The sequence below is a fragment of the Wolbachia endosymbiont of Oedothorax gibbosus genome, from assembly GCF_936270145.1.
GTDB lineage: Bacteria > Pseudomonadota > Alphaproteobacteria > Rickettsiales > Anaplasmataceae > Wolbachia.
On record NZ_OW370537.1, the window covers coordinates 887,861 to 900,236 of the forward strand.

General features: G+C 37.5%; 6 protein-coding genes and 2 pseudogenes. 3 read left to right on the forward strand and 5 right to left on the reverse strand.

Going from position 1 to position 12,376, the window contains the following annotated elements; genetic code table 11:
- Positions 1-2 precede the first annotated feature (2 nt).
- Positions 3-2,627: a collagen-like protein gene (locus tag NBW37_RS04345; RefSeq protein ID WP_250295885.1), complete on the forward strand. Its 2,625-nt coding sequence runs from the start codon at positions 3-5 to the stop codon at positions 2,625-2,627.
- A 32-nt stretch (positions 2,628-2,659) separates the two neighbouring features.
- Positions 2,660-3,988: a hypothetical protein gene (locus NBW37_RS04350; protein ID WP_250295886.1), complete on the forward strand. Its 1,329-nt coding sequence runs from the start codon at positions 2,660-2,662 to the stop codon at positions 3,986-3,988.
- Between the two features lie 67 nt (positions 3,989-4,055).
- Here the strand turns inward: NBW37_RS04350 and NBW37_RS04355 are convergent, their stop codons facing one another.
- Positions 4,056-4,979: an Rpn family recombination-promoting nuclease/putative transposase gene (locus tag NBW37_RS04355; RefSeq protein WP_250295887.1), complete on the reverse strand. Its 924-nt coding sequence runs from the start codon at positions 4,977-4,979 to the stop codon at positions 4,056-4,058.
- A gap of 413 nt (positions 4,980-5,392) precedes the next feature.
- Between NBW37_RS04355 and NBW37_RS04360 the strand changes: the two are divergent.
- A pseudogene (locus NBW37_RS04360) lies at positions 5,393-5,592 on the forward strand (DNA mismatch repair endonuclease MutL); the annotation flags it as partial.
- 1,349 nt (positions 5,593-6,941) lie between these two features.
- Here NBW37_RS04360 and NBW37_RS04365 read toward each other — a convergent pair.
- The 4 genes and pseudogenes from NBW37_RS04365 to NBW37_RS04380 all read right to left on the reverse strand — a co-directional run bounded on the left by NBW37_RS04365 (position 6,942) and on the right by NBW37_RS04380 (position 12,327).
- Positions 6,942-7,929: pseudogene (locus tag NBW37_RS04365) on the reverse strand (IS110 family RNA-guided transposase).
- A 33-nt stretch (positions 7,930-7,962) separates the two neighbouring features.
- Positions 7,963-8,958 carry a TomO hydrophobic C-terminal domain-containing protein gene (locus tag NBW37_RS04370; protein ID WP_250295888.1) on the reverse strand — a complete coding sequence of 332 codons (996 nt, stop codon included), beginning with the start codon at positions 8,956-8,958 and terminating at the stop codon, positions 7,963-7,965.
- Positions 8,959-8,983: 25 nt separating this feature from the next.
- A protein-coding gene (locus NBW37_RS04375) for an IS5 family transposase (protein ID WP_250295841.1) occupies positions 8,984-9,810 on the reverse strand; the annotation gives its coding sequence in 2 pieces (ribosomal slippage) (positions 8,984-9,423 and positions 9,423-9,810; 828 coding nt in all).
- 18 nt (positions 9,811-9,828) lie between these two features.
- On the reverse strand, positions 9,829-12,327 hold the full coding sequence (locus NBW37_RS04380; RefSeq protein ID WP_250295889.1) for a hypothetical protein: 2,499 nt from the start codon (positions 12,325-12,327) through the stop codon (positions 9,829-9,831).
- Between the last annotated feature and the right edge of the window lie 49 nt (positions 12,328-12,376).

Genomic DNA, 12,376 nt, shown 5'->3' on the forward strand with positions numbered 1-12,376 from the left:
GGTTGGTATCAATTCCAGGAGGTGCACCTGGACCTGCTGGTTCTCCAGGTCTTCCAGGTCCAAGGGGTGAGCCAGGTTATCCTGGTCCGAAAGGTGATAGAGGTCCTCAAGGTCTAAGAGGTGTTTTAGTTCCAGGCCCGAAAGGTGATAAAGGTGCTCCAGGTTTAAAAGGTGAGCTAGGTATAACTGGAAGGCCAGGATTAGATGGAATGCCCGGAATAAAAGGTGATAGGGGAGAGCAAGGTCTTAATGGACAGAAAGGTGATAAAGGTGATTCTGGTATGCGAGGCCCTCAGGGCTTTAATGGTACGCAAGGAATTCAAGGTCCGAAAGGTGCTCAAGGTCCAAAGGGGAATATAGGTTGGAAAGGAAAGCCTGGCTCACAAGGTAAACAAGGTGATAAAGGTGAAATTGGAGCATCAGGAATAGATGGATTGCCAGGAACATCTGGAGCAAAAGGAGATAAAGGTGAAGTTGGATTACCAGGAACTTCTGGGCTCAAAGGTGAAGTTGGTCCACAAGGCTTGAAGGGTGAGCAAGGAGATAAGGGTGATATAGGAACTTCAGGTTCAAAAGGTATTCAAGGGAATACAGGTCCAGTAGGTCCAAAAGGTGATGTGGGTAATAAAGGAGATACTGGAGCACAAGGTCTACAAGGCCCTCAGGGCTTTAATGGCACGCAAGGTCCAGTAGGTCCTAAAGGAGTAGATGGCATCCCAGGTGTAGATGGAGCTCCTGGTCCTATAGGCCCTCAAGGTTTACAGGGACAAAAAGGTGAACAGGGTATAGATGGACTAAAAGGAGATACTGGTCCTAAAGGTGATAAAGGAGACATAGGTCCAATAGGTCATCAAGGAAACACAGGTGATAAAGGAATACAAGGTCCACAAGGCTTTAATGGTACGCAAGGGGAGAAAGGTGAACCAGGTCTAAAGGGAGATAGAGGTGAAATTGGATTACCAGGAGCGCCAGGAATAGCTGGAGAAAAAGGTGATCTTGGTCCAAAGGGGATGGATGGACAATCAGGAGCAAAAGGTGATAAAGGAATACAAGGTCCAGCAGGTCAAAAAGGTGATGTTGGTCCACAAGGCTTGAAGGGTAATCAAGGAGATATTGGTGCAAAAGGAGTAGATGGAGTGCCAGGTCCACAGGGTTTAGTAGGTCCAAGAGGTTTCAATGGTACTCAAGGTGTACAAGGAGAAAAAGGAGATCTTGGTTCTCAAGGTCTTCCAGGTTCAGCAGGTCCAAAGGGGATGGATGGACAATCAGGAGCAAAAGGTGATAAAGGTATGCAAGGCTTGAAGGGTGATAAAGGAGATAGAGGTGATATTGGATTACCAGGAGTGCCAGGAATAACTGGAGAAAAAGGTGATAAAGGTCCAGTAGGGCCTAAAGGGGTAGATGGAGCGCCAGGTACAAAGGGTGATATTGGTCCTAAAGGATTAGACGGAGCTATGGGAATAAAAGGTAATATGGGTGAGAAAGGAGAGATAGGTTCTAAAGGCGACAAAGGAGAGCCAGGTGCAAATGGATTGCAAGGTCCAATAGGTCCTAAAGGGGTAGATGGAGCACCAGGAGTGGATGGATCGAAAGGTGATATAGGTCCAATGGGTCCGAAAGGCGATAAGGGTGATCAAGGTATACAAGGTCTCAAAGGTGCTAAGGGCAACGCAGGAACACCTGGTCCTCAAGGTCCAAAGGGAGAAGATGGAGTAGGTGCTACATTAGCTGATCAGTTTTTACGTGAGATAAGAAAAGCAAAAAATGAAACTCTGGATGCTAAAAAAGCAGCAGAGGTAGCTAAAAACGCTTCTGAAGAATTCGCCAGAGAAGCTCAAGACGCTGAGGGTAAGGTTACAAAACTACACGCTGAAGTGGTGAATTCAACAAAAAAAGCTGAAAATTTCAGCGGAATTGCCAAAAGAAATGCAATTGAAGCATTGCAATCAAAACACAATACGGAAGCACTTTATAGTAGCATAAAAGACATATTTTGTAAGACAAGCCCTGCAGAACAAGTCTGTACTGCACGTAGAAGGAAGAGGGAAGCTAAAAATTTAAACAGCCCGGTGACAAGTGGAGCAAGTAGGCCAACTTCATTTATATCTCAAGTAATAAATTTCTTTTATCCACCTGTAGGACAAGATGAGTATAAGCTGAAAAATAAAATACAGGAGCTTGATCAAGTGGCAAAAATAATAGATACAGCAGATATTGTTATGAGATTTGAAAAGGTATTAGAAGAAACTGCTTCAGTTTTCGGCATACCAAAGAAAAGCCTAAATTTTGATCCAGTAGAACTACAGTCAACTATCGTAAATAAGTCACTATCTAATGGTGGAAATCGTAACGAATTATTGAGGTTTTTATGTATAGCTGCAAAAAAATCATGCCCTAATTATCAACAAACTGATGAATTTTTAGTGCACTTTAACAAAAGACCACAGAGTCCTACTTTTAAAGTAGGTATGGAAAGAACATTAGCAAGTAATGAGCAGCTGAGAAATGCTGTTAATACTGAAAAAATAGTAACAGATAATGAGCAGCCAAGGAGTTTTATGAGTAATGTCACTCCTCCAGGTAGACTCAGTGCTATCAATCAGGAGGCTATTGGCTATTTAAGGTAAAAACTGTTAAAGTAAATTTGGGTAGAAATGGTATGGGACAGTATACATTTAGAATAGACAATAAAGATTCACTTTATAAAAAGCTGATTAAGCTTCCTATTGCATACTACAAATTAGAGCATAATAACAACAAATATACCATCTATTCACACAGTGGTACAGTTGAAGTTGGGGATAATATTGATGATGTAAAATTAAAATGGGAAAACAGTAAAATAGTTTTATATAAAGGGGGCTCAGCCCTGAAGCTACAAAATGGCGAGGACTTTATTATAGAACAAGAAGCTATTATAGGTAAAGATAAAGAGGCTATTGTAAAGAAGCTTCAGGGGACTGATATTGGTATTATATTGCAAAACATACCAGGTGAAAATTTTGGTATCGAATTATTCATTTCTAGATCTAGCCCAATAACTGGGGTACTAAACTTCATTAATTTTAACGATGAAAATGACCCAGTACTAGAAAAGATTAAAGAAGAAAAAGGTGGACTTTATTTTACAATAGAAGGTGATTATATCTATATATCAGACAAAGATGGAGCTTATGTTTCAATATATGATAAAGATAACTACTATCAGTATCAATACAAACAAAATATAGGTGATGTATTAACAATAATAGAAAACTTAACTAAGACCGAGCAGTGCAGTGTATCAGAAGCAATAACTAAGGCCGGGCAGGATTTTACTTTGCAGCAAGGAAAGAAGTTATCGGATAATATCTATCAAGCAAATATCATGTTAAACGGTAAGCTCGTAGCTACTCTACCAAAAATAGGTTACTACATGCTCGATGATCAATTGGTCATGCGTAATCATGTTACGGAAGAAGAGGTAAAAATTCCTAGAGATTTTCATTACCTTAAAGTCGTTAAGTCCAGTAATAATGATGATTATAAATTAACGTTTTGTAATTTTTTAGGTAATGAATTCTTTGAATACAAAAAATACGATCCACAGTATTCGAACGTTTCAGATGAATATAAATTCATAAGTTTAAGTTGTATGAAAGAAAAACGTAACCTAAATCTTGGTGAGTTACTTGGCCATCGGCCATCGTTTTTTATTACAGAAGGAGCTGCTGAACCAGATTCTCTAGGTAACCATCAAGCTGTAGTGTTCGAAGTAACAAATAGTGGAAAGGGTAAAAAAATGGCTACATTGACTGATGAATTTGGTTATTTTGATAAAAATAATAAGTTTCATTATTGTGATTATCATAAAAAAACGGAATATGATACTTATGATTCTTCTGAGATTAATCTAAAAGAAATGTATAAATGGACAGATGAAAATAGCGAATTTTGTTTTGCAAAAGATGACAGTATAGTTCTTCATACTATTCCAGAGTTATTTTAATCACATATTTAGATGTACAGCAATTGAACAACCAGCAAAAACAAGGTCTCAGATCATGAATAGTGTTTTATTTTTGAAGCTTTTCAATTTCACTGACTGGCAACCCAGTAAATTTGGCAATAGTATTAATATCCATTTTATCGGCAAGCATTTCCTTAGCCACAGCTATTTTAGCCTGGTTTTCGCCCTCTTCTCTGCCTTTTTCATGTCCGATTTGGAGGCCTTCTTCTCTACCTTTTTCGTGTCCAACCTTAAGACCCTCATCAAACTTTTGAGCAAAAGCAGCTATCTCATCCATTATGCGTTTTTTCATTTGTTCATATGCTAGTAACTCTTCTTCTGACCAATTAAACTTATTCATCTCTTCATAAGCTCGTTTTATGATGACGTCACTACCAACTATTTTATCTAGGTCCTCTTCGTTTGTTTCTGCTGCATATCGGAAAAAATAACACCATTTTTCTACTATATTTTCTAGTTGCTCTTCTTTTGTCTTTGTAAATTTTGGTAGTTCTATGAATACGAAGTAAAAATCCTTTAAGTCATGTTCAAAGCTATTCTTATCTAAGATGACATGATTAGATTTGTACTCAGCCTTATCTGGAAAAATAATGCAATCAGCAACAGCTATAAAGATTATTTCCTTGAGGTTATGATAATCATCCCCTTGATCTGCTTGACTTGAATAGGCTTTAGCAGCATAATATTGAGCACGTTTTTCGAAGCCTTTGGTCTTAGTGAACTGCATCTCTATAATGTATCTTGAGCCTTGAGAGTCTTTACAAAGAACATCGACAATACTTTGCTTTTTAGCGGCAATTTCAGGGTCCAAAATGGTAGCTAAAAATTGAACGTCCTGAATAGCAGCTAAGCCAGTAAAGCCTAAAATATCGTTCAGGAAATGAATGAGGATGTCTTTATTCCTCTCAGTACCAAATATTCTCTTGAAGGCGCAATCATTTCGTGCGTCAAGAAATTTAGAAAGAGCCATAAGAACAAACCTTAAAAAGCATTAATAATTATACACAATTCTGAAGAAATATTCAACTCTTTTGTGTTTAAATCTTATTTTTTTAAACTTTGGGTATGTTAGAGAAAAAACGACTGTCACAGATGGCCTAAGAATAGCATCTTCTGCTTTAGACGTCCATTTGTACATCTTTTACAACCTATTCTATAAAGCACCTTAAAAGACCAGCAAATGAATTCATAGATTTAGTAGCTATAAAGAGCTTTAAAAACGCTTATTTCTGGTGTGAGAGCCTAATAAAAACACGAACCCACAAGCTCAATTACCTAACATCGCGAGCCCACACCTTTACATGATAAAGATCTTGAAACTTAATGTCAACATTTCAGTAGCAAACTTATGTTAAATCTATATCCTTTTAGCATGGACAAAAAGAAGATACATTCCCAGTAGAAGAAAAAGTGTTAGCTACCATTGCATGCCATGGAGCAGGGAGAAAATGAAGTTAGAGGAAATGAACGAGCTACTGAGACGAATGGAAGAAACACCGTATGCTGGGCAATGCAACCATGGGAGACCAACTTATATAGAAATGAAATTAAGTGATATTGAAAAACTTTTTGAGCGGAGGTAATGAGGTTGCCATAAATATGTAACCTCGTCATCCAAGTGGCTCATAGAAACGGATTAAACGAAAAAACTTACTTGACAAACTCCGCCAGTCCCCTTATCATGAAAGTGAAGCTATATTATTTAACTTCCCAATCTGTGCAGATTAAAATGACAAGAAGACTTGTATTTGGCGTACTATTGTTTAATTTTTGCACTATGTGCATACTATGTCTTTATAAAAATTTTGGGTTTTTACCCACATAAGCTGAAAAGCGCTTATAAAGCGTTTAAGACATCACCCAACGTCAAATTTTAAAATAAAGAGTGGAATAACTAGCTACTCCGGGGATTCTTTGTCTTTTTTTTCTGCTTAGTAAATTTCTTAAACATTTATAGCTTAAGTTAGTTGCGTTTAAAAGCAGCTAAATTGCAGTGTTTAAGACTTAAAGAACGCCGATACTGAAAATAAACAATGACTAGGGCTTCTTTTGCCTTTTTTTCCGTTTGGTAAATTTATTAACATTTATAGCTAAACAACAACCATCATCCCGCAGCGGGATCTATGCTGGGAGATACCGCGAATGAATCGCGGTATGACGGTCTGCGGCGGTATGACGGTGTAGATGATGGTTAAGTAATTCGTCATCCCGCTGCTTGTTAGCGGGATCTATGTTAAGGTATAGTAGGGGATCTATGCTGGGAGATACCGCGAATGAATCGCGGTATGACGGTCTGCGGCGGTATGACGGTGTAGATGATGGTTAAGTAATTCGTCATCCCGCTGCTTGTTAGCGGGATCTATGTTAAGGTATAGTAGGGGATCTATGTTAAGAGATACCGTGAATAAATCACGGTATGACGGTTCGCAGTGGCATGACGGTTCGCGGCGGTATGACGTAGGACTGCTGTCATGCCAGTGCTCCTTTTTTTGTCATCCGAGTAGCCCTCTTCCTGTCATCCAAGTAGCTGACACTGGGATCTATTTTGCATGTAACTCCAATTGTGTTTTGGCATAAAACGCGACGCGTATTAGACTTATTTGCAAGCAAAGCTTGCTAGATCCCAGTGTCAGCTACTTGGATGACATTACAGGGGGCACTGGGATGACACCTCTGGGCGCTGGAATGACAGGAGATACCGTCTTGTTAGTCAACAAAAAAATTATAAAAATTTCCCAAGTTGCATCATAAAATACTTCCAATTGTGTAACAGTACACAGATTATAGTTAGTGGATATGTTGATAAGTAAATTAGTTTTATACGCACAAAACAGATGAAGTTTACTTATCAACATATCCACTAACCAACAACATTCAATAAATTTGTGTAAGATACCACTTTACATAAGATAGATAGGAAGCATTTTTGATTTTAAAGTACTAAACCTTCCTCCAACAGCTTTGCCCTGTAGTTTTTGATATGGTTAGGATCAAAGGCACTTTTGGATGTCAGAATACCGAAAATGATATGGAGTAGCTTACGCATTGCAGCACCAACAATGGCCATATTATGCTTACCCCTTTCCTTTAGTCTTTGGCAAAAGCTCATAATGATAGGATTGTGATTCTTAGCTACTATGGCAGGAAAGAAAAGTGCCTTACGTAATATTTGTGAACCTGATTTGCTTAGTCTAGGTTTAGCATATACAGATGAACCTGACGTCATATTTCGTGGTATAATCCCTGCATATGCTGCCAATTGCCTGGCATCTCTAAAAGCTTTTATGTCAGGAACTTCAGCTAAAATAGCTATTGCTGATTCCTCTCCTATTCCTGAGTAGAAGTTGAAAATTTTCCAACAACTCTTTGTGTTGCTTTAATAATTCACGTATGGAGTTTTTTATTGTTTCTATTTTTTGAGATATATTTATTGCAAGGTCTTCCCAAGCATTTGCAACTTCTTTAGGCAGTCTCTCTTTTTTTTCTAAATGGTTATTTACTAATGCCAATTCATCTTTTAACGCAGCCAAACAACGATAAAGATGTTTTAATTTTTTCTTTTCGGGAGAAGGTGGTGCCCAGCGAGTTGGTTCCTGCCTTTGGCAATAATCAGCAATAACTTCTGCATCGGTCTGATCATTCTTTTGTCGTATCAGCTTACTCCTTGCATAAGATTTTATGCAATAAGGATTTATAACACTTACAAAATGTCCAGCATTGTGTAGAAATTCAGCCAGTGCTTCGCTATAACAACCAGTAGATTCCATGCAGGTTTTTACTTTTTCTACATTATGTTTGTGTAGAAAATTCAGTAGACTTTGAAACCCATGATCATCGTTCTTAAAGCTCCTTTTTCTAGTTTCACGCTTTCCTTTTTTGCTTATAAATGAGAGAAAAACATCAAAGCGATCTTTTGATATATCTCTTTCTCATTCACTTAATTTACCTTTAGCTTATGGTTTTAAGGGGGTCCCTATCGTTGCAGCTACAGCTTCAGCACTGCTCTTTTCAAGTGAATTTGAAGGCTGATTACAACAATATATGATTGCAGCAGCAACCAGACAACAAGCTCCAACACCTGCTGTTATTCCTACTACCAGCAGACTAGCACCAAAAGCAAAACATGCAACCGATGCAGCAACTCCTGCAAGTATTCCAGCTACTGCTAACGTCCATGTAGCTACGGTAGGCAACTTACTACTTTTTGTACTTTGTGGACTATTGCTACTTTTTAGCGTAAAGTCTGGTTCTGCTGTACTTGGCAAAGGTTCTTTTTCATCAGTCACATCCATAATTAAAGGGTTTTTGCCAACAGTTGAAGAGGCTTCACTACACTCATCATCTGCTATATCTAGTGAAGACACATCATCCTCAGTAGAAGCTTCACTACGCAAATCACCAGCAATTGAAGAGACTTCATCATTTACAAACCTTTGCGGCGAAGACAAATCAAACGATGATAAAGGTGGTTGTGAACTTTGTTGATTACTTTCAGTTGCTACAGGCTCTTTAGTTATAGACTTACTGTTAACATCTGAAGAAGCATTAGCAATATTGCTTGGATTAGTAGACTGCTTGCCGTTGATTTGAACATTACCCGCTTGTCCAGAGCTTTTACTAGTTACTGGGGGCACTGGTGCAGCAGGAACTGGAACCACCTGTGTGGTAGGTGTTGAAGATCTTGTCGCTGTAGCTGTCGGTGTACTGTTGCTAGGTTGAACATGAATATTATTTTGTGATACATGCACAGTAGGTGGAACAGATGGAGAAATTGGCTCTTCTAGCTGCTCGGTAGTGATTTGAGTATCATCCACTTGTCCAGAATTTTCGTTAGCTACTAAAGGTGTTGGCACTGATTTTGGTTGTGGCTCTTGTTTATCACTATCACCTTCAAGCGTAGAACCATCCCTACTATTTGTTGTATCTAAAATAGGTTCTTTCTTGGCCACATCATCAATAGACTTCTTTCAAAATTCATGAAAGGAGCTCTCTATTGTGAATAGAGGCAATCAAATTAAATCTTAAGCCAAAACGTTTTCGTCGATTTCTATATCTGTCAGAAATGATTTTAAACCTTTTCAATAAGCCGATTACGTTTTCAACTACCACTCTTCGTATAGAGAGAGATCTATTTTCTGCTTTTTTCTCCTTTGATAAAGGATTCTTTTTTGATCTTCTATGTGGTAATTCAACATTTTTATGTATCTTTTGCATTCCTCTGTAACCAGAATCAGCTAGGATCTTAGTTTGCGGTAATATTGCTATCTTTGATTCTCTAAACATCCGAAAATCATGTTTTCTACCATTGGAGAAAGATGTACATACGACCTTTTTACTCTTCTTCTCTGTTACTATTTGTGTTTTTATAGTATGCCTTTTTTTCTTTCCAGAGTAAAAGCGCTTTTGCTTTTTTTTGGCCTTTCTACTGCTGTTTCAGTTCCATCTATTACCAAAACTTCGTATTCTACATTACTATTTAATAGATCTTTTTTTCCTGGTAATGCAAAATCTGGATGTTTTATTAATGTGTCTTCTACCCACCTTATTATTTTAAAACAGTTGCTTTCACTCATGCCATAACTTTGTCCTATATGAAAATATGTACGATATTCTCTCATATATTCCAGTGCCATAAGTAATCTATCTTCTATACAAAGTTTGCTTTTTCTTCCACTTCTAGCTTTTTTCCTTTTATCCTCCTCATCTAGAATTTCTACCATTCTCTTAAATGTTGATTTTTTTACCCCCGTTAAACGTCGAAACTTTTCTCCTTCTAACTTTTCTATTTCCTTATATTTCATGCTTCCAAATACTTGATCTTACTCTCTCTCCCTCAATTTTGAAAGAAGTCTAATTAAAGAGTCAACGCTAGCAATTAAGACATTCTCTATAGAGTTGTGACCCTCTGCATCATAAAAAACTCCGTTACTTGGAGAAGCTTGTTTTTCCTCATCGCTATCAACTGATAACACGGTAGCACTTTTATTTTGAAGATCAAGATCATTCTGTGCACTGAAAGAAGCTTCTTTGTTTTGAGTACCATCTGTTCGTCCAGAGATTTCGTTAGTTGACGTAGGTACTGGATCTCCTAGAAAACTATTGCCATCATCATTTGAAAAATCTTTTTCTAGCGCATCATCTTGGTGCTCTTTAGACACGATTTTACCATTCTCACCATCACTCACAAGACTATCTACTTTTTCAGGTATAGTTACTGCTGCATTAGCAGAGGCTTCTGTATCTTCAACATCACCACTCGCAGAACTCTGTGGTGAAAGTGGTGGTGAATCTGGCTGCTCATCGCCGCTTTGAACATCATTCACTTGTCCAGAGTTTTTGCTAGCTACCATATTGTCATTAATATTTTCAGCCGTAGACACGTTGCCGACATCTGGAGAAACGCTAGATGATGGTACTAAAATTTCTGATCGTATATCTTGTGAAACATCCTCACTAACAGGAGCTGCTTGACTACTTGTAGTAGCACTAACATCATTTACTGATGATGCAGCAGTCTTAGCATTCATTTCAATGTTGCTGATCTTTTCTGTAAGCAATTCTTTAGCTTCTGTGAGTCTTTTCTTCTGATTAATTCTTTTCTTCTTCTTAGCAAGATCTAGACCTTTAGTGTTCTCCTTCTTTGTAAGTTCATTATTTACTTGGTTTAGGGCTTCCTTCAAAACAAGCTTATCATCATTGCTTTCTAGGAAATTCTTCATCCGCTCAACATCGTAGATAACATCAATAGACAATCCCTGCTTTATACTTTTTTTATTTTTACCCATTTTACCACTCCTATAATTGTTACCCATAGCTTCTTCTACTGAAGCCTTTTCATTATTCATAATATTTTCTCCTTTATCAACAATATTTCTTTGTAGCTGTTGATTTTTGGATTCTTTAGTATTTAGCTGTTCTCTACTCACTGCTTGACTCAAGATTGGAGTCTCATTTAGCGTAGCCGAGGTGTCTTGAGCATTTTTAACAGGAGATCTTTCATTAGGATCATTGCTACTTCTTTTTATTAGAGAAGACTTGATCTTGCACAAAGTATCTTCAAGACTTTTAACCTTTTCATAATCTGCTTGAGAAATGTAGCCATTCCAATGCTGCTTAGCAGAATATACATGGCTTACACCAGGCATAGCAGGATAAGTGTTCCATGCCTTACCTTGCTTCTTGGCAAAATCACTTATTATTTTTAATGTTTTTTCTACTACTGATAAACCTTCTTGAGGTGATATACGATTAACACGATCTTGAAAAAAGCTTATGTGAGTAGCTAAGGCATTAACATCTTTATCATCCACTGCCTTTTTTACTAATTCTGGAATATGATCCAAATTAAGAATTTCACCCTCAGGAATAATATTAAATGAATCTGAATCCACCTCTGCTGGCGGATCTGCAACAAATGATTTAGGACCTTCACCAATATTTTCAACCAGGGACTCAACAACTGCGTTATCAGCATCTTCAAAATGCCTATTTATGTCACCTAGTAAACTTTTGCTACCAGCTTTGTAATCCTTTAATTGCTCAGGAATAGCAAGTGTCACCTTACCATCTTTATACTCTACCTTACCATCCTGAGATTTAAGTGTGAATTTTAGTAAGTTGTTTGACTCACATATTTTTTCCTCTGGATTGTCAAAATTTAGTACATGCATAACCTCGCTATATTCAACACTTACAAACTCTGTACTATCACAACGAATGCTTATTGTTCTTTCAAAAATCTTTGATATTAAATTATACTGAGCAAGTATAGGCTGAATTTGCTCATGCATTGCACACTCATACCCTGCCTGATTGCAATTAGTAATTAACTCTGCTAGTATATTGTCACTTGGAACATCTGCTTCAACATGTTTAAACATTCCTGTAAAAACTTGCTTAGCAAACGTGCGGTAATCTTCGTTTCCATTTGAAATCAAATGATTGTTCTTGTTACACAATCCGGAAACACACTTCTTATCTATTGTTTTTCCATTGATTACAAAATTCATTCTTTTTAGGTCAAGTTGTGCTTGCTTGCCAGAATTTGCATGCTTGTTATTCTCACCTGCCTTTACCTTACTGAGCAAAGATTGTGTTAGCTGAAATTCTGATCTAGTCGCTCCGTTAGTACTTTGTTCTTCTTCAGCCTCTGAACAATTACCTGAATCTTCAGAATGGCAACGCTCTTTAATTTCTTCTTTTTCTAAAATCTTGCATTCTTCTTCAGCGCCTGAATCTCTAGAATCCGATTTTTTTAAAATTTTACTTGATCGACTCTGCTCCTGTGATACAAAGTCTCTAAAACCTGGACCAAACATGTTTTACCCCTAATTAATAACTAAACTAAGTATAGCATTAAACAGAAAT

What these genes read in the sequence shown, in the direction of transcription:
- NBW37_RS04350 (WP_250295886.1), top strand. Translation starts at nt 2,660, where the DNA reads ATGGGACAGTATACATTTAGAATAGACAATAAAGATTCACTTTATAAA.
- NBW37_RS04355 (WP_250295887.1), bottom strand. Translation starts at nt 4,979, where the DNA reads ATGGCTCTTTCTAAATTTCTTGACGCACGAAATGATTGCGCCTTCAAG.
- NBW37_RS04380 (WP_250295889.1), bottom strand. Translation starts at nt 12,327, where the DNA reads ATGTTTGGTCCAGGTTTTAGAGACTTTGTATCACAGGAGCAGAGTCGA.